19 protein-coding genes are annotated in these 17,628 nt (G+C 69.9%); 3 read left to right on the forward strand and 16 right to left on the reverse strand.

All coding sequences use genetic code 11. The features are described from left to right. Nucleotides 1–64 precede the first annotated feature (64 nt). From OG589_RS30310 to OG589_RS30330, 5 genes are all read right to left on the reverse strand, one after another. Complete coding sequence (locus OG589_RS30310; protein ID WP_405141297.1) at nucleotides 65–523, reverse strand: carboxymuconolactone decarboxylase family protein; 459 nt, start codon at nucleotides 521–523, stop codon at nucleotides 65–67. A 131-nt stretch (nucleotides 524–654) separates the two neighbouring features. After that, nucleotides 655–1,131, reverse strand: a complete 477-nt coding sequence (locus OG589_RS30315; RefSeq protein ID WP_405141298.1) for an RrF2 family transcriptional regulator — start codon at nucleotides 1,129–1,131, stop codon at nucleotides 655–657. A gap of 55 nt (nucleotides 1,132–1,186) precedes the next feature. Next, nucleotides 1,187–2,080, reverse strand: coding sequence for a maleylpyruvate isomerase N-terminal domain-containing protein (locus OG589_RS30320; RefSeq protein WP_405141300.1), 894 nt, complete (start codon nucleotides 2,078–2,080; stop codon nucleotides 1,187–1,189). 243 nt (nucleotides 2,081–2,323) lie between these two features. Continuing rightward, nucleotides 2,324–2,803 (reverse strand): flavin reductase family protein, encoded by a 480-nt coding sequence (locus OG589_RS30325; RefSeq protein WP_358548068.1) that lies wholly within the window; start codon nucleotides 2,801–2,803, stop codon nucleotides 2,324–2,326. A 63-nt stretch (nucleotides 2,804–2,866) separates the two neighbouring features. Further along, nucleotides 2,867–3,238, reverse strand: coding sequence for an ATP-binding protein (locus OG589_RS30330; RefSeq protein ID WP_405141301.1), 372 nt, complete (start codon nucleotides 3,236–3,238; stop codon nucleotides 2,867–2,869). Between the two features lie 316 nt (nucleotides 3,239–3,554). Here OG589_RS30330 and OG589_RS30335 point away from each other — a divergent pair, with 316 nt between their 5' ends. After that, nucleotides 3,555–4,346 carry a GntR family transcriptional regulator gene (locus OG589_RS30335; RefSeq protein ID WP_405152161.1) on the forward strand — a complete coding sequence of 264 codons (792 nt, stop codon included), beginning with the start codon at nucleotides 3,555–3,557 and terminating at the stop codon, nucleotides 4,344–4,346. A gap of 9 nt (nucleotides 4,347–4,355) precedes the next feature. After that, the gene (locus OG589_RS30340; protein ID WP_405141302.1) at nucleotides 4,356–4,940 is read left to right on the forward strand and encodes a GNAT family N-acetyltransferase; all 585 of its coding nucleotides are present in this window, start codon (nucleotides 4,356–4,358) and stop codon (nucleotides 4,938–4,940) included. 13 nt (nucleotides 4,941–4,953) lie between these two features. On the opposite strand, the gene OG589_RS30345 is transcribed toward OG589_RS30340, so the two are convergent. From OG589_RS30345 to OG589_RS30365, 5 genes are all read right to left on the reverse strand, one after another. Continuing rightward, complete coding sequence (locus OG589_RS30345; protein WP_405141303.1) at nucleotides 4,954–5,805, reverse strand: hypothetical protein; 852 nt, start codon at nucleotides 5,803–5,805, stop codon at nucleotides 4,954–4,956. 205 nt (nucleotides 5,806–6,010) lie between these two features. Further along, nucleotides 6,011–6,931: an ABC transporter substrate-binding protein gene (locus OG589_RS30350; protein WP_405141304.1), complete on the reverse strand. Its 921-nt coding sequence runs from the start codon at nucleotides 6,929–6,931 to the stop codon at nucleotides 6,011–6,013. 35 nt (nucleotides 6,932–6,966) lie between these two features. Then, complete coding sequence (locus OG589_RS30355; RefSeq protein WP_405141305.1) at nucleotides 6,967–7,638, reverse strand: ABC transporter permease; 672 nt, start codon at nucleotides 7,636–7,638, stop codon at nucleotides 6,967–6,969. Then, entirely contained in the window at nucleotides 7,635–8,300 is a 666-nt protein-coding gene (locus OG589_RS30360) for an ABC transporter permease (protein ID WP_405141306.1), read from the reverse strand. Before OG589_RS30360 ends, OG589_RS30355 begins: the two co-directional genes overlap by 4 nt. Beyond that, nucleotides 8,293–9,339, reverse strand: a complete 1,047-nt coding sequence (locus OG589_RS30365) for an ABC transporter ATP-binding protein (RefSeq protein ID WP_405141307.1) — start codon at nucleotides 9,337–9,339, stop codon at nucleotides 8,293–8,295. The genes OG589_RS30360 and OG589_RS30365 overlap by 8 nt, the downstream gene beginning before the upstream one ends. A 370-nt stretch (nucleotides 9,340–9,709) precedes the next feature. Here OG589_RS30365 and OG589_RS30370 point away from each other — a divergent pair, with 370 nt between their 5' ends. Then, the gene (locus tag OG589_RS30370; RefSeq protein ID WP_405141308.1) at nucleotides 9,710–11,260 is read left to right on the forward strand and encodes a hypothetical protein; all 1,551 of its coding nucleotides are present in this window, start codon (nucleotides 9,710–9,712) and stop codon (nucleotides 11,258–11,260) included. Between the two features lie 56 nt (nucleotides 11,261–11,316). Here the strand turns inward: OG589_RS30370 and OG589_RS30375 are convergent, their stop codons facing one another. The 6 genes from OG589_RS30375 to OG589_RS30400 all read right to left on the reverse strand — a co-directional run bounded on the left by OG589_RS30375 (nucleotide 11,317) and on the right by OG589_RS30400 (nucleotide 17,585). Continuing rightward, complete coding sequence (locus tag OG589_RS30375) at nucleotides 11,317–12,489, reverse strand: lipid-transfer protein (RefSeq protein ID WP_405141309.1); 1,173 nt, start codon at nucleotides 12,487–12,489, stop codon at nucleotides 11,317–11,319. 62 nt (nucleotides 12,490–12,551) lie between these two features. After that, complete coding sequence (locus OG589_RS30380) at nucleotides 12,552–12,959, reverse strand: MaoC/PaaZ C-terminal domain-containing protein (protein ID WP_405141311.1); 408 nt, start codon at nucleotides 12,957–12,959, stop codon at nucleotides 12,552–12,554. Beyond that, nucleotides 12,959–13,912, reverse strand: a complete 954-nt coding sequence (locus OG589_RS30385) for a bifunctional MaoC family dehydratase N-terminal/OB-fold nucleic acid binding domain-containing protein (protein WP_405141312.1) — start codon at nucleotides 13,910–13,912, stop codon at nucleotides 12,959–12,961. The genes OG589_RS30380 and OG589_RS30385 overlap by 1 nt, the downstream gene beginning before the upstream one ends. Before the next feature lie 51 nt (nucleotides 13,913–13,963). Beyond that, nucleotides 13,964–15,118 carry an acyl-CoA dehydrogenase family protein gene (locus OG589_RS30390; protein WP_405141314.1) on the reverse strand — a complete coding sequence of 385 codons (1,155 nt, stop codon included), beginning with the start codon at nucleotides 15,116–15,118 and terminating at the stop codon, nucleotides 13,964–13,966. Then, complete coding sequence (locus OG589_RS30395) at nucleotides 15,118–16,203, reverse strand: acyl-CoA dehydrogenase family protein (protein WP_405141315.1); 1,086 nt, start codon at nucleotides 16,201–16,203, stop codon at nucleotides 15,118–15,120. The genes OG589_RS30390 and OG589_RS30395 overlap by 1 nt, the downstream gene beginning before the upstream one ends. Beyond that, on the reverse strand, nucleotides 16,203–17,585 hold the full coding sequence (locus OG589_RS30400) for an AMP-binding protein (protein ID WP_405141316.1): 1,383 nt from the start codon (nucleotides 17,583–17,585) through the stop codon (nucleotides 16,203–16,205). Before OG589_RS30400 ends, OG589_RS30395 begins: the two co-directional genes overlap by 1 nt. Between the last annotated feature and the right edge of the window lie 43 nt (nucleotides 17,586–17,628).

Below are 17,628 nucleotides of genomic sequence, written 5' to 3' on the forward strand. Positions count from 1 at the left end.
CTCCCCCCGCGCGGCGCACGCGGAAGCGGCTCCGGCGGAGGGAGGGGCAAGACCGCGAGAGGGGTCAGACGGCCGCGGTACGGCGGTGCGAGCCGGCCACCGAGCGGATGGTGACGTTGATGCGGTTCCAGGCGTTGATCTGGGCGATGGCCATGATGAGGACGGCGAGCGACTGCTCGTCGTAGTGGTCGGCCACCTCGTCCCACACCTCGTCCGGCACGCCGTGCGAACTGTCGGCGATCCGGGTGGCCGCCTCGGTCAGCGCCAGGGCCGCCCGCTCCTCGGGGGTGAAGTACGGCGACTCACGCCAGGCCGCCACCGTGAAGAGGCGCTCGTCGGTCTCACCCGCCTTCTTGGCGTCGTGGTTGTGCATGTCCAGGCAGAACCCGCACCCGTTGATCTGGCTGGCCCTGATCTTGACGAGCTCCAGCGTGCTCTTCGGAACGCCGCCGCGCGCCACGAAGGCCTCCACGCCCATCATCGCCCGGTAGCCCTCGGCGGCCAGCTTCCCAAAGTCGTTCATCCGTGCCTGCATCGTTGTCTCTCCATTTCGCCGGTACATGTGGGGTCGGTTGTCGGTCGTCGCTAATCTAGATATTCAACATCCAGTTTCTCCTCCCACGTTCGCGCGAGGGGTCCTCGCGTTCAGATCGGTCAGCCGCGCGCGTACCAGCGCCGGATGCTGTCGCCCACGTTCGGCGCGTGGCGGTCGGCGTTCGCCCGCACGTCGGCCAGGGTCTGCGCGGCCAGCGCCTTTCGCCATGCCATCTCGGCCTTGCGCATGGCGGTCGTGACCGCGCACGGGATGCGGAACTGCCGCTCGGGCGTCTCGGCGCCCATCCCGCGCCGGCGGATCTCCATGCACTGGAAGGCCTCGTCGGGACCCTCGATCGCCGTCACGACGTCCATGAGCGTGATCTTGTCGAGCGGCCGGGCCAGCCGGAAACCGCCCCGCGCCCCGGCCGTCGACGTGAGGATCCCGGCCTTTACCAGCGCCTGGAGCTGCTTGTTGAGGTATGCCGGGGGCAGCTCGTAGCTCGCCGCGAGCCTCGCCATCGGCACCGGCCGGTCCTCACCGAGCCAGTCGAGCGTCAGGCAGCAGTGCATCGCCCACTCGACACCCTCGCTCATCCGCACAATCTAGATACTACACGTCCAGAATTAGCTGAGGGGGCCCGCAGCGCCATCAGGCGCCGGCGGGCTCCTGAGCGGAGCGCGGTCGCGCGTTGGTCGGCAGGCGCACGGTGCGGAGAAACGCGGGCAGCAGCCACGGGCGGCGGCCCCACACGGCCAGCTTGCCGGTGACCACGGCTCGCACCCGTCCGATCCGGCCGAACAGCATCAGGTTGAGCGCGGCCGGATCGAAGTACAGGTGGACGTCGGTGTCCCGGCCCGGCTCTTCGATCGACACCCGTCCGTCGCGCAGGACCAGGGTCACAGGGGTCGTGTACCTGGAATGGAACTGGACGGCGATGCGCCGGTCCAGCGCGGGCTCCCCCGTGTCCAGCAGCCGCCCCACATCCCCCTGGATCATCCCGACGAGGAACAGGTCGAAGAAGAGCGCGGCCTGCCGCGGCGGCATCACCCAGCGCGTCCGCGTCGCGGAGGCGATGTCCCATCCGTGGATCAGCAGCTCGTTGACCAGATGGGCCAGCACCCCGGCGAGAGGGACCCGGGAGTCGCCGAGCCAGACGACCGGCCGCGCCGGGTCGAAGCCCTCGGTCTCTCGCAGGATCTCGCCGATGCAGGTCCGCAGCAGATGGGCCAGCGTCCGCGGATCCCGCTCAGGGAAGAGCTCCAGAGCCACGTCGTTGACATCGCTGACGGTGTCCACGGTGGTGGCCAGCAGCGCGTCCTCGATGGTGGGGAACGGGTGGGGGCCGTCGTCGAACCTGAGCATGGAGCTGTACCACCGGGCGATGGAGGCCACATGGGCGGCGCTCTCCACCACGGTCCAGTCACGAGTCGCCATGGCGTGCGGCTCGCTAGCGGAGGACACCATCTCGGCGAACCGGTCACCGGCCTCCCTGAGAGAGGCGCGTACCGCTTCCCACTGGCCCTGCGTGATGGGTGTGACCACTTTCCCTCCACGGAACCTTCTCAAGACCACAGCGGGACGCGCCGCCGCCAAGCCAGACCGGCGTAGCAGCGCACTCAGGCCCACGTCGCGGCAGGGCCTTACTCGGAACACCGCCAAGCTAACAGCCGCCCACCAAGCCACGGTTCTTCTCAAGTGCGCTCTGCCCCCATCGCCGCGGCAGGCCCGCGATCACGAGCATGAGAGTCGCTCTGAGCCACCGCAGGAAGGGATCGAACCAGGTCGTCAGTTGACGGGGCGGTAGCGGCCGCGCATTCGGGCCAGGGGTGGGAGGGAGGGGTCGACGTAGTCGACGGCGAGGACCTGGGCGAGGAAGAGGGTGTGGTCTCCGGCCGGGATCACCCGGGCGGTCTCGGCCTCCAGCGCGGCCACGCCGCCGTCGACGATGAACGCCTCGGTCCGCGCGCCACGGTGGTGCGGCGTGCCGGCGAGCAGCAGGCGTGCGCTGGGACGGCCCGGCGTGGCGAACCGGCTGGCGATCACGGCCTGGCCGCCGGACAGCAGGCTCGCCGCCCAGAGGTCCTGGCGGAGCAGCACTTCACAGAGGTAGCCGGAGGAGATGAGGCTCAGCATGACCATCGGCGGATCGGCCGACAGGGAGGAGAAGGTGGTGACCGTCGTGCCGATGTCGTCACGCTCGTCGTGCACGGTGACCACGGCCACCCCCGCGACGAGCTGCCTCATCGCCTCCGTGAACTCGTTCATGGCCCCCACTCCTACCACCGATCACCCCACCGTGCCGACTCGCCACAGGAGCCGCCGATCGGGTCAAAACGCCATCTCGAACCAGGTCGTCGTGCTGACGTCCCCCACCCGAACTCCGAACCGGCTCGCCAGCGTCTGAACGAGCATCAGGCCTCGTCCGCCGACGTCCATGAGTCCGGCGGAGGCGACGACCGGCATGGAGACATCCGACCCGTCGTCCACGACCTTGACACGGACCGTCCCACTCGCCGTGATCACGACATGAACCTCACCGGTCGCGCGTGACCTGCTGTGGCGAATCGAGTTGGTGACCAGCTCGGTGGTCAGCAGCTCCACATCCTCGATCACCGCCTTGAACCGGGGATCCCCAAGCGTCTCCCGAACGAACGCCCGCACATTGGCCACCTGCTCAGGCACCCCGGGAAATGACGCCATTGCCTGCACCTCTCGCATGGTCATCGTCGCGCCTCCGGAACGAGGGGCTCCCCGGTCTCTCCAGCGCTTGTGGTCCGAGCCATGAATTGCCACCCTTCTTCTGGCTACTTACGCGACCGTCCAGTAGCTCCCAGTAGTCGACTTGGGACGCGACAGCCCGACCGATCACACCCAATGGCTAGATGCACAGAGTGCTCGACCGATAACTCTTGGTACGCACCAAGGAGAGCAGGACCGCCAGGCGCCTGTCAATACTTGGTACGTACCAAGAGGCTAGAGTGGATGACTCCGGTCTCTTGGTGAAGGGAGGAGCTTGATGACAGACAACTCGAAGGGCGACGCCGAGCCGGCTCCGGCCGTACCGCGTCATGTGACTCTCGCGACCGCGCTTCGGGAGGCGATCTCCCGGGGTGACTTCTCTCCGGGAGAAAGGCTGCCTCCAGAACGCGACCTGGCCGAGCGTTTCGACGCGTCAAGGACGACAGTGCGGCTCGCGCTCTCCGCCCTGAAATCGCAAGGGCTGATCGGCTCGGGGCAGGGTCAGGGCACGTACGTCCGGAAAGCCCGCCCGATCCGGGTGATGGCCATGGACCAAGATCGGCGCGCACGTCGAGCCGCGAACAACGCGGCCACCTTCAACGCCGAGATAGCCCTTCAGGGCGGTATAGGACGGCAGCGGATCACAAGCGTCGACTGTGTATTCGCCACCGAGGAAACAGCCAGGTGGCTGGCGGTGCCCGAGGGCACGGAGCTGCTGGCCCGGCGCCGCGTGATGCTCGTCGACGAGGAGCCTTACCAGCTCGGAGACAGTTACTACGTTCACGAGTTCGTCCGCGAAACCGCCATAGTGCGGGAGGAACCCGTCGAGGAAGGCGTCCTCGCCATTCTGGAACAGGCCATTGGCGGGCCGATCGCCTATTTCGTCGATGAACTGAGCTTCCGCATGCCCACTCCCGAAGAAGCGACCGCACTTCGGCTGGACCCCGGCGTGTGCGTCGTTCGCGTCGTACGGATCGCCTACGACGAGAACGACAGGCCTGTCGAGGCGTTCGACCAGCTCATGGCGGGCGACAAGCACGTTCTCGTCTACAACGTCCCGGCCGGATAGAGGACGCCGATGGAACCGATTGTCCTTGAGGGCCATGTCGTGAGACTTGAGCCGCTTGGGTTGAGGCATCTGGATGATCTCGCCGAGGCGGCGCGGCATGACGACGTCTGGACCTTTCTGGACGAGCCGACGCCACGCAGTGAAGAGCCTGTGGCCGTGCTCATCGTCGAGGCTCTGGGGGAGCAGGAGAGGGGACGGCGTTTGCCGTTCGCGGTTGTTGAGCGGCGTACGGGAACGGCGATCGGGAGCATCAGCTATATCGATATCCAGCAAGCGCATCGTGGAGTCGAGATCGGGTGGGCCTGGGTCACGCCGACTCGCTGGCGTACGGGAGCCGCGCGGGAGGCCGCCTATCTTCTGATGTGCCACGCCTTTGACACGCTGGACATGATCCGCGTGGCCTTCAAGACCGACAGCCGTAACCACAGGTCGCAGCGTGCGATCGAGGGTCTTGGCGCCACGCGTGAAGGGGTGTTCCGCAATCACCGGATCCTGCGCGACGGGCACATCCGCCACTCGATCTATTACAGCGTCATACGGGAGGAATGGCCTGCCGTACGAGATGCCCTCGAAGCGCGACGGCCACCGGCATGAGCCGTCGACCGCGTCACTCCGAGGGCAGCACGTATCTCCAGGTGACGGCGAAGGGGCGGCCCTGGTGGTCGAGGTAGATCCGCAGTGCTCCGCCTTGCCGTGCGCGTGGGATCAGGCGGCGGGCGTCCGCCGCCTTTGCGCCCGCCAGGATCTTCTCGAAGTCGCCCTCGTGTGACGCGGGCGGCTCCGGAATCGAGGAGGGCCACTCCTCGCCGGTCTGCCCGGGCCGGGGCTCCGCGATCAGGCGCACCCGGTCGGTCGTGTACGAGCCTCCCTCGCGGCTCACCCGTTCGGCCAGCGCGCCCAGCAGGTCGCGCGCCTGGTACAGCCCCTCGGGATACGAGGGGTCCGAGGGGTCCGAGCGCGTCTCGTCCAGGGCGTACGCGGTCACGGTGTGCATGGTGTCGCCGACCCGGACACCGAGCACCATGGTTCGGGCGTCGGCGACCTGGGACGGCCCGGTCGGGGTGGCGGTGGCGGGTTGCGAGGCGAGATCCTCGCGGAGCGTGCGGACGAGGTCGGTGACCTCCGTCTCCGTCAGGGAGAGGCTGCGGTCGGCGTCGGAGACCACCAGCCCGTCGCCGAACACGGCGAGCGCGGGAGCGTCGGTCTCCTTCACCCGCTTCCCGGCGAACCCGCCGTAGAAGTTCAGCAGCGCGACCATCTGGTGAGCGGTCGCGGGGCTCGACGGGTCCTCGCCCGACGTCGCGGGGCTCGGCCGGTCGCCACCCGAGGTCGCGGGGCTCGGCCGGTCGCCGCTCGAAGTCGCCGGGTCCGGGCCGCCGTCTCCCCCTGTCCCGGAGCATCCGGCGAGGGTCAGGAGCGTCATGGCCACGGCCATCGTGGTGGCGCGAATACGATTCATGATCAGAACGCGTCCAGGGTGGGAGGGCCGGCGATGATCGTCGAGGACCACCGGTGGCCAGGCTAACACCGTCCGTTTTAGCCTGAGCAAACCCGCACAAATGCGAAAGGCCCTCCACGGGGAGTTTCCCGGGAGGACCTTTCTGAGCCGACTCCGAACCGGCGCTGAGCCGACTCTGAGCCGACCGTTCAGCCGTGGGCCGAGGTCAGGCGAGGCCGTTCTGGGTCAGCCAGTCCTTGGCGACCGCGGGCGGGTCGTCCTTGTCGACGGCCACGCGCTTCATCAGGTCCACCAGCGCGTTCGTGTCGAGCTTGGCGGAGATGGCGTTCAGGGTCGTGCGCACGGTGTCGTCGGCGCCGGCCTTGTTGACCAGCGGCGTGACGTTCTGCGCGCTGAAGACGTTCTTCGGGTCCTGGAGCGAGACGAGACCGTTGATCAGCAGCTTGGGGTCGGTCGTGAAGACGTTGCCCACCTGGATCGTGCCGCTCTTGAGGGCGTCCGCCGTGGTCGCGTCCGTCGGCTTCCACTCCTTGAACGTGAGACCGTACACGTCCTTGAACTGGGCCTCGCGGCGCTTCTTGAACTCCGGCGGGCCGCCCACGACGAAGTCCTTGGAGACCTTCGCCAGGTCCTCGATCGTCGTCAGGCTGTTCTTGGTGGCGGTGTCCTTGGAGACCGTCAGCGAGTCGTTGTCCTGCGCGGCGGAGGAGTCGAGGAGCTCAAGCTCGGCGGGGAGCTTGGACTTGAGCTCGGTGTTGACGTCATCGGTGCTGGCCGCGGTGCTCTTGGGGTCGATGAAGCTGAGCAGACCCCCGTTGTACTCGGGAAGCACGGTCAGCGCGCCGGTCTTGATCTGGTCGTAGTAGACCTCGCGGCTGCCGATGTTGAACTTCTCCTCCACCTGCACTCCCTTGGCCGTGAGGGCCTGGGAGTAGATCGAGGCGAGCAGGACGTTCTCCGGGAAGTTGGCGGAGCCGATGACGACCTTGGAACCGCCGCTGGACCCGGACGCGCTGGGGGCCGCGCTGGCGCTGCTGGTCGTGTCGAGCGGATCCCCGCCACCACACGCGCCTAGGGTGAACACCGCGGTCAGGGCGACCGCCGCGGTGGTTATCATTCGCCTCATGAAAATCCCTTCCAAATCAGGGGGTAATAGAGAGATTAGCGGACCTTGACGCGCCGGCTCACCCCGGGGGAGACCACCACGCGCTGCAGCAGCGAGAAGCCGAGCTGCACGACCAACGCCAGCACCGCGACGAGGACCGCTCCCCCGATCGTGCTCGGGAAGTCCTTTGTCGCCAGCCCGTCGATGATGTAACGGCCGAGCCCGCCGAGGCCGACGTACGCGGCGACGGTGGCCGTCGCGACCACCTGGATCGCCGCGACGCGCAGGCCGAGCAGGATCAGTGGCAACGCCACCGGCACGAGCACCCTCATGAGCACCTGGCCGCCGCGCAGGCCCATGCCGTACGCCGCGTCGCGCAGGTCCTCCTCGACGCCCCGGATGCCCTCGTAGGTGTTGACCAGGATCGGAGGGATCGCGAGGGCGACCAGCGGGATCAGGACGGGCCAGGTCGTACCGACCCCGGCCAGCAGCACGATCAGCACCACGAGGCCCAGGGTGGGCAGCGCGCGGGCGGCGTTCGCGGCGATCACGACGAGCACGGCGCCGCGCCGGGTGTGCCCGATCAGCAGGCCGAGCGGGATCGCGATGACCATCGAGAGGAGCAGGGCGACCACCGAGAACTCGATGTGCTCAAGCAGGCGGCTCGGGATGCCCCCGGGGCCGGACCAGTTCGCCGGGTCGCCGAAGAAGTCGATCAGCCAGTTCACGCCGTCCTCCTCGCACGGGCCCAGGGGGTGAGCAGGCGTTGCGCGAGGACGATGAGGCCGTCGGCGAGCACGGCGAGCGCCACGACCAGCACGATGCCCACCACGATCGGCGTGTAGAACTGGCGCTGCCAGCCGTCGATGAACAGGTAGCCGAGCCCGCCGCGCCCGACCAGCGCGCCGACGCTGACGAGGCTGATGCTGGACACCGTCGCCACCCGCAGGCCGGCGAGCACGACGGGCACCGCGATGGGCAGCTCGACCTGCAGCAGCCGCCGCAACGGCCCGAAGCCCATCGCGACCGCCGACTGGCGTACGTGGTCGGGCACCGCCCCGAGCCCGTCCACCACGGACGGGATCAGCACCGCCAGGGAGTAGAAGGTCAGCGGGATGATCACCGTGGCGCGCTCGGCGAGCCCGGTGAGCGGGATCAGCACGATGAAGACGGCCAGCGACGGCAGGGAGTAGACGACGTTCATCAGGCCGACCGTAGGCTGGTAGAGCACCCGCCACCGCGCGCTCGCCAGGCCCAGCGGCAGGGCGATGATCAGCCCGAGCAGCACCGGGACGATCGCCATGATGACGTGGTCGACGAGCAGCGTCTGGATGCTGGGCCAGTTGCGGCCGATCCAGTCCCAGCGGACCAGCGGCTCGCCGTCACCCATCGGCCACCCCCGTGCTCCGGGTGAGGGCCTCGTCCAGCGCCTCCCTGGTGACGACCCCGGCGAACCTGCCCTCGCCGTCCACCGCGATCGCGCAGCCGGACGGCGCGAGCAGCGCGGCGTCGAGCGCCACGCGCAGGGAGTCCTTCTCCAGGTCGACGGTGCCGAAGGGCTGGAGCCCGTTCGCCCCGCCGGCGCCGTCCGCGCGCCACCCGGTCGGCCGGCCGTCCTCGTCCAGGACCACCGACCAGCCCGGCACGCCGGGCTCCGACCGCACCTTGATGCCGCCGGCCGGGACGAAGGACAGCCGCCGGATGCCGCGGTCCTTGCCCAGGAACCCCTCGACGAAGTCGTCGGCGGGCTCGGCGAGCAGGGTCGGCGGGTCGGCGATCTGCGCCAGGTGACCGCCGACGCGCAACACCGCGACGGTGTCGCCCAGCTTGATCGCCTCGTCGATGTCGTGGGTCACGAACACGATGGTCTTCTGGAGCTCCGCCTGGAGCCGGAGCAGCTCGTCCTGCAGGCTGGTGCGCACGACCGGGTCGACGGCGCTGAACGGCTCGTCCATGAGCAGCACCGGGGGGTCGGCGGCGAGGGCCCTCGCCACCCCGACCCGCTGCTGCTGGCCGCCGGAGAGCTGGAACGGATAGCGCCCGGCCAGCTTGGTGTCCAGCCCGACGCGCTCCAGGAGCTCCATCGCGCGCTCGCGCGCCTTCTTCTTGTCCCATCCGAGCAGGTACGGCACGGTGGCGACGTTGTCCACGATCTTGCGATGCGGGAACAGGCCGGACTGCTGGATGACGTAGCCGATGCCCCGGCGCAGGGTCGGCGGGTCGATCTTCCGGATGTCCTGGTCGTCGAGGAGGATGCGCCCCTCGGTCGCGTCGATCATGCGGTTGATCATGCGCAAGGACGTGGTCTTGCCGCACCCGGACGGCCCCACGAAAACGGTTATGGCCCCGGTGGGCACCTGGAGGTTGAGGTTGTCGACGGCTACCGTGCCGTCTCCATAGCGCTTGGTGACGCCTTCAAATGTGATCACGCACGACCTCGTGCTTCTCGGCCGGGACCGCGTGGCCCGGAATCGTCGAGTCGGCTGCGCGCAGCTACCACCCGCTCGGCAGCCCCCACGGTAGGTGACGGTCCGACCGCAGGTCCACTTGATCTTTCCCGACACACCCTATGGGGATCTGGACCAATCTGTCTCAAGACAGCCGTCATAGCGACTTGTCAGCATTTCAGAAAGGTGCGAATGTTCGCTGTCCGGCGGCTTCTTCCTGGTACTTTCGCGATATCTATCAAAGTGGCATCGATTAGTGCGACTCCTGCGAGAGCCTTGGCATGATTGGCTCCCTATCCCCCTCAGCCAGGCCAAACCTCCCAGCCCGCACGAGAATTCCAGAGGAGCGGTTGTGACTCCATCGCTCATCGATCAGCGTCCCAGGGGCGAGCTGATCGCCGAGCTCTACGACCGTCACGCCGCCGGGCTGTTCGCGTACTGCCACGATCAGCTGGGCGACACCGCCTCCGCCGCCGACGCGCTGACGGCCGTGCTCACCAACGTGCCGGTGGTGGAGCCTCCGCGCGCCGCGCTCTACGCGCTCGCGCGCCGCGAGATCTACCGGCGCGACGTCGCCTACGTCCTCCCGTCGGTCGACCCCGCCGCCGATCCCGCGACCGCGCTGGTCGAGCGCGTGGTACGCGAGATCCGCCCGCACCAGCGCGAGGTGCTCCTGCTCTCGGCGGTCTGCGGGCTGGACACCGCGGAGCTGGCCTGGGTCCTCGACGTCGCGGCCGACACCGCCGAGCAGCTCGAGCTCGGCGCCCGCCACCGGTTCACCCACTCCCTCACCGCCGCCGTGGCCGCCGCGCGCTCCGGAGGCGTGCCGCCGCAGCCGGCCGAGGTGTACGGAGCCCTCGCCATCGGGCCCGCCGAGGACGCGCTCGCCCGTCTCCCCTGGCGCCGGCCGTCGGGGGGCCTGCGGGTGAAGATCCTCAGCGCGATCCCCGAGGACGCCGGTACGACCGGCGGCGCGCGGCCGGGGAGCAAGCGGCTCTGGCCCACCACGCCGAGGTGGCCGCTGCCCCTCGCCGAGCCCGATCCCTTCACCAACACCGGCGTCTTCCCCGCCAAGGAGCTGTCGCCTCCCGAGCCCGGCCGCAGGTCCAGGCACGAGGCCACCACCGAGCCGATGCCGAAGATCCGGGCACCCCGCGCCGGAGCGTCGGACACGCCCCCCAAGCCCCGCCGCCGCCGCCACGCCGGTGCCGCCTCGGTCCCCCTTGCCGCCCCCGTAGCCGAAGCGGCCCCGATCGCCGGGGCGGCTCCGGTGTCCCCGGACGCACTGGTCACCCCGGACGTACCGGTGGCGGCGGCCGAGACGCCGATCGTCTCGCCTGACACCCTGGTCGCGGCGGCAGGGGCGGAGGCTCCCCCCGCGGACGGCGCTCCGGCCGTGGACGGCCCCTCGGCGGCCGGCTCGTCCCCCGGGAGATCTTCGTCCTTCAGCAAGGCGTTGGCCACCGGGAACTGGCCGAATCTCCGGCGCAAGTTCGCCGACGGCCGACCGTCCCCCGTAGTGGACGCCGAAACCGCCGACGCCGTGACAAGCGCACCCGCCGAAGCCCACGGTGCGGAGGCCGAGCCGGAGACGACGAGCGCCGCCGCGCTGACGGTGGACGCGGTGGACGCGGTGGACCCGGGGGCCACGGTGGACACGGTGGGCAAGAGCCTGGCGGACGGTTCGACCGAGCCCGCTACGGCGGTGAGCGTCCCCAAGCAGGCGGCGGCAGCGGAGAACGCACCCGAGCGGGGGGCACGGCCGCGCCGGCATGAGCGGCCGAAGCCGATCAAGCTGGGCGAGCACCACTACGACTGGCTCTGGGAGCTGGCCGGGTTCATCCTGTGCGTCGCCATCGCGATGATCGTGTTCTTCTCGGTCCCCACGATCGTCACACCCTGACCGGCGTCGCCGCACGAGCGGGCCCGGCCCGTACGGGAATCATGAGATCGATCCGGTCAGTCCTGGGAGAGGATGAGGCCGCTCGTGGGGACGCCGGTGCCCGCGGTGACCAGTACGTTCTGGACGCCGGGCACCTGGTTGACGGACGTTCCCCTGATCTGGCGCACGGCCTCGGCGATGCCGTTCATGCCGTGGATGTACGCCTCGCCGAGCTGCCCGCCGTGCGGGTTCACCGGCAGGTGCCCGTCGATCTCGATGCCGCCGTCGGCGATGAAGTCCCTGGCCTCGCCCCTGCCGCAGAACCCCAGCTCCTCTAGCTGGCTCAGCACGAACGGCGTGAAGTGGTCATAGAGGATGGCCGTCTGGATGTCATCGGGCGACATTCCCGACATCTCCCATAGGCCGCGCCCCACCACCCCCATCTCCGGCAGGCCGCACATGTCGTCGCGGTAGAAGCTCGTCATCATCATCTGCCCGGCGCCCGAGCCCTGCGCGGCGGCCGTGACGACGGCCGGGGAACGCCGCAGGTCCCTCGCCCGCTCGGCCGAGGTGACGACCAGGGCCACGGCCCCGTCGCTCTCCTGGCAGCAGTCCAGCAGGTGCAGCGGCTCCACGATCCACTTCGACTGCTGGTGCTGCTCCAGCGTGATCGGCCTCCCGTAGAACCACGCGGCGGGGTTGGCCGCGGCGTGACGCCGCATGGCCACGGCGACCCGACCGAAGTCCTCGGAGGTCGCGCCGTAGGTGTGCATGTAGCGCTGGGCGAACATCGCGACCCAGGCGGCCGGCGTCATCAGCCCGTACGGCACGTGCCAGCTCATCTCCATGCCCTGCGACGACGGCTCGCCGCCGAGCCCGGCGTCCGGCTGGCCGAACCTGCGCCCGGAGCGCTCGTTGAAGGCCCGGTAGCAGACGACGGTGGACGCCGCCCCGGTCGCGACCGCCATCGCGGCGTGCAGCACCGTGCCGCAGGCCGCCCCTCCGCCGTAGTGGACCCGGGAGAAGAACGACAGGTCGCCGATGCCGACCTCACGGGCGACGGAGATCTCCTGGTTGCCGTCCTGCGTGTAGGTGACCAGGCCGTCCACCTCGGACGGCGGCAGCCCGGCGTCGTCGAGCGCGGCGAGGACGGCTTCGGCGGCGAGCTGGAGCTCCGAGCGGCCGGAATCCTTGGAGAACTCGGTGGCGCCGATCCCCGCGACGGCCGTACGGCCGGAAAGCGAGTACACGTGGTGTGCCTTTCTACAGACGACCCAGATGACGACCCAACTGACGGCCCTGACGGCGGCGCTCAGCCGGGGAGGCAGAAGCGGACGGTGCCGGTGGCGTGGTCGCCCAGGCTGACCGCCCCGCGCACGTCGACCGAGACCTCGCCGCCCTCCCGCGACGCGACCGTCCCGCTGAAGGTGATCGTGTCACCGGCGTACGCGGGCACGCCCAGCCGTACGTTGATGCCGCGGATCAGCGCCTCGGGCCCGGCCCAGTCGGTGACGTAGCGCTCGACCAGCCCCATGGTCGTCAGGATGTTCAGGAAGATGTCCTTGGAGCCCTGAGCCTGCGCGAGCTCCACATCGTGGTGCACAGGGGTGAAGTCCATGGTGGCCAGCGCCGTCGCGATGACCATCGTCGGGCTCAGCTCGATGCGCAGGAGCGGGAGCACCGCCCCGCACTCGATGTCGTCTTGCGTCAACGTGCGCATCACGGCTCCCGGGGTTCCCACATCGGCAGGACGAGGTCGTCGTCCATCTCGCGGTATGTCACACGCACCGGCATACCGATACCCACCTTTTCTGGCCCGCATTCCACAACATTCCCGACAATGCGTACGCCTTCGGGTAGTTCAATTACGGCCACCACGAAAGGCGTCCGGATCCCGGGCACGGGCGGGTTGTGGTGGACGACGAAGCTGTAGACCTCGCCGAGCCCGCTCGCCACGGTGTACGACCGGTTGACCGACCGGCACGACGGGCAGACCGGTCCCGGCGGATGCCGCAGCTCACCACAGTCGCCGCATTTCTGGATCCGTAGTTCGCCTTGCCGCACACCCTCCCAGAAGAACGCCGTGTCCCTGTTGACGGCGGGCTTCAGGGGGTACGGCTCGCGCGCTTCGGGCGCTGCTTTCTTCTCCCGGGGACGAAACTTCAGTACCCGGAACATCATTTCCGCTACCGGCTCGTTCCCGGAGTACCAGGTCACCAGCCAAGTCACGAAATATCCGACGCCGAGCGCCGTGGTCTTCGGCCCCGACAGGCCCGTCATCCGGGTGCCGGGTACGAGCCGCTCGCCCAGCCGCAGGTAGCGGTGGTGGGTCTGCTCGCAGTTGGTGGCCACCACCCCGGTGAAGCCATCCGCGTCCAGCATGGCGAGCACGCCGTCCACCGGGCTCTCCACGCCCTTGTCGCGCCGCAGCCCGGGCATCGTCCACACCTGCACCATCGCGGGCGGTGCGACGATCTCCCCGTGCACGCTCCCCTCGGCGAACTTCTCGTCGGTGTAGACGGGGTTGGCGTCCCCCATGGCGTCGGTCCAGTGGTGGATCATCGGCAGGTTCACCGGGTCGGCGGCGGCGACCCCCCGTACCTCACCCACCGCGATCTGCCGCTCCGCCAGGGCGGTCAGCCGCTCGTGGATGCTCGCTTCAGCCGTCGTCACTCTCTCTCCTAAGCGCTGCGGTGGCCTTCCGGCCTGGTGATGGGAAGGGCGTCAGCGAGGCGGTCGCGGGAGTCCGAGGCCGAGCATCGCGATCAACTCGCGCTGCACCTCGTTGACGCCGCCGCCGAAGGTCAGCACGACCGCGCCCTTGACCCCGTGGTCGAGCACGTCGACGAACGCGGCGGTCTCCGGGTCCGACGGGTCGCCGTACCTGGCGAGCGCCTCTCCGACGATCCTGCCCACGTCCTGCATGCGCTCCGAGCCGTAGATCTTGGTGGCGGAGGCGTCGGGCGCGCCCAGCCAGCCGAGGTCCATGTTCGCCGCCACCTGCCAGTTCAGCAGCTCGTTCGTGCGGAAGTAGGCGTAGACGCGCCCGATGGCCCGCCGCACCGCCGGCTCCTCGATCGCGCCGGTGCGCCGCGCCCACGCGACGAACCGGTCGTACACGTGGGCGATGTTCCCCGCCGGGCCGAGCGTGACCCGCTCGTGGTTGAGCTGGTTGACGATGAGGTCCCAGCCCTTGTTCTCCTCCCCGACCAGCATGTCCACCGGCACGCGGACGTCGGCGTAGTAGGTGGAGTTGGTGTGGTGGCGCCCGTCCATCGTCACGATGGGCGTCCACGAGTATCCGGGGTCGGTGGTGTCGACGATCATCATGGAGATGCCGCGGTGCTTCTTGGCGTCCGGGTCCGTGCGGGCGGCCAGCCAGATGTACTGGGCGTAGTGGGCGCCCGAGGTGAAGATCTTCTGCCCGTTGACGACGTAGTGGTCCCCGTCCCTGACGGCCGTGGTGCGCAGGGACGCGAGGTCGGTGCCGGCTCCCGGCTCGCTGTACCCGATGGCGAAGTGGCACTCCCCCGCGAGGATCCTGGGCAGGAAGAACTCCTTCTGCTCCGGCGTCCCGTACTGCATCAGGGTCGGGCCGACCGTCTGCAGCGTGATGATCGGGTACGGCACCTCGGCACGGGCGATCTCGTTGGCGAAGATCTGCTGCTCCAGCGGCCCGAGACCGGCGCCGCCGTACTCCTTGGGCCATCCGAGGCCGAGCTTGCCGTCGCGGCCGAGCCTGCGGCAGTGCTCGATGTAAGCCTGGCCGAACGGGTCCTGGGCGATCTTCCTGCGGTCCTCCTCGGTCAGGCACGCGCCGAAGTAGTCGCGGAGCTCCGCGCGGAGCCGCTTCTGCTCGGGGGTGAGGTCGATCAGCATCAGACGAGCGCTCCTATCGTGTCGAGCCGGGCCTCCACGCCACCGAGAAGGTGGGCACGGTGCTTGCCCCAGGCGAAGTAGCGGTGCAGCGGGTACGTCACGTCGAGGCCGATCCCGCCGTGCAGGTGCTGGCAGGTGTAGAGGCCGGCGAGCGCGGCGTCGGTCACGGTGTGCGCGGCGACGGCGAGGTCCAGCTCGGCCTCGTCGCCGAGCCCGGCGTCCACCCGCCACGCGCCCGACCAGACCGCCACGTCCAGCGCCCGCCCGGCGATGTAGACGTCCGCGATCTGCACCGTCACCGCCTGGAACTCTGCCAGCGCGCGGCCGAACTGCTTGCGCGCCTTGATGTACTCCGTCGTCAGCTCCAGCGCCCCCGCGAGCACGCCTGAGGCACTGGCGGTGATCGCGACCAGGGCGAGCAGCCGCAGCGCGCGGTAGGCGGCGCCGTCGGGCTCGCCGACCGGCTCACCGGGGGTGCCGTCGAGGATCACGGCCGCCGCGGGCTCTCCGGTGGAGGCCGGCACCGCCTGTACGGCCGCGTCGCCCGGCCTCACCAGGAACAGGCCGGTGCCCTGCTCGGTCTGGGCGGCCACCAGGATGGCGTCGGACTCGGCGGCGTAGGACACCATGGTCTTGCGCCCGGAGAGCACCCATCCGTCCCCCGATGGTCGTGCCGTCGTCAGCGGCGGCGCACCGAGGTCCCGGCCCGGTTCCAGCAGCGCGGCCGTCAGGACGATCTCACCCTCGGCCAGGCGGGCCAGCCTCTCGCGCTGCCCCGCCGAGCCGTACCGCCCGATCACCATCGCCGCGACCAGGCTGTCCTGAATCGGTACCGGGACCACTTTCGCCCCCGCCTCGCGCAGGATCACGGCCAGCTCGACCGCGCCGAGCCCGGCGCCCCCGACGTCCTCGGGCAGGCAGGCGCCGATCAGCCCCGCCCGCGCCGCCGCCTCCCAGAGCCCGGCGTCGTACGGCCGGCCGCCCTTCTCGTGGTCCGTGAGCCGTTCCGGCGTGGCCTCCCGGCCGAACAGGCTCGCGGCCAGTTCCCTCAGCTCGGCCTGCGTCTCGTCCAGGGTGAAGTCCATCAGCGCTCCAGGGGGTGCCGGTCGTCCGGGATGAGGTCCATCAGTGCTCCAGTCCGGAATGGGATGCGTCGAGCTCCAGCAGGTGGCGCCGGCCGTGCCGGGTGAACTCCTCCTCGATGGCCGCGAGGCTCGCCGTCCACCCGGAGGCGTTCCGTGCCGCGCCCGGCGAAGAACACGTAGCCGTCCTGATCGGCGTAGGCCAGGTCGCCGCTCCAGAACGCGCCGTCCCGCACGCGTTCCACGTCGGCGCCGGGGTCGTTGTAGTACCCGTCGAACAGGCCGAGCCCCCGCGTGTTGACCAGCTCGCCGATCGCCTCGTGCGCGTTCAGCAGCCTGCCGTCCTCGATGACCGCCGGCGGGCAGCGCCGTCCGGTGAGGGGATCGCGGATCTCCACCTCCTCCGGCAGGCGTCCGAGGCTTCCGGGCGGCCCCGCGGCGTCGGGGGTGATCGAGATGGCGGTCTCCGTGGAGCCGAACGCGTCGATCACGTGGCAGCCGAAGCGCTCCCCGAACCGCCGGGTGGCGGTCGCGCTCCCCTCGTTGCCGAACGCGATCCTGAGGGGGGTGCCCGCGTCATCCGGCCCCTCGGGGGTGGCGAGGACGTAGGACAGCGCCTTGCCGACGTAGTGCAGGTACGTGCACCCGTACCGCCGCAGGTCGGGCAGCACGCCGGACGCCGAGAACCGCCTCCGCAGGACCAGCGCGGCCCCCGAGGCCACGGCGGGCGCGTACGCGGCCATGATTGCGCCGGAGTGGAAGAGCGGCATCGAGCAGTAGACGACGTCGCCGGGCGTCAGCATGGCCGCCAGGCTGGTGCCGGGCACCGCGATCTTGCGCTGCGTGACCTTGACGGCGCGGGGCCGTCCCGAGGTGCCGGACGTGAAGATCAGCATCACCAGTGCCTCCGGACCGGCAGGCCGGGCCATCGGCTCACCCACCTGGGCGGCGGACCGGGCGGCGGACCGGCCCTCCGGGTCCACGTCGACCGCCTCCACGCCCAGCCGTCCCGCGACGGCGGCGGCGAGCCCCGCGTACGCGGGCTCGTGGACGACCAGCCCCGCGTGCGTCGCCGAGGCGTCCCGCGCCAGCTCGTCCACGCTTCTGGTCGTGTTGAGGGCGACGAGCACGTGCCCGGACAGCGCGGCGCCGCCCAGCAGGAACAGCAGCTCGGGCACGTTGTCGAACAGGACGGCGAAGTTCAGCGGCCGGTCGTCGGTCTCCCCCGCGGAACGGCCGCGCGCGAGCTCGCCGAGCCAGGCGGCGCGGTCGCGGCATTCGGCCACATATGCGCGCCACGACCAGGTGCGGTCCTCGAAGAGCAGGCCGGGCCCGTCGTCCCGCGCCCTCGCCTGGAGCAGCCCCGCGAGCGTGTCCGCCGACATGACGCCTCCCATGACCTGGTCAGCCGCAAACTAGAACAGATTC

This window comes from Sphaerisporangium sp. NBC_01403 (genome assembly GCF_045040145.1).
Taxonomy (GTDB): domain Bacteria; phylum Actinomycetota; class Actinomycetes; order Streptosporangiales; family Streptosporangiaceae; genus Sphaerisporangium; species Sphaerisporangium viridialbum.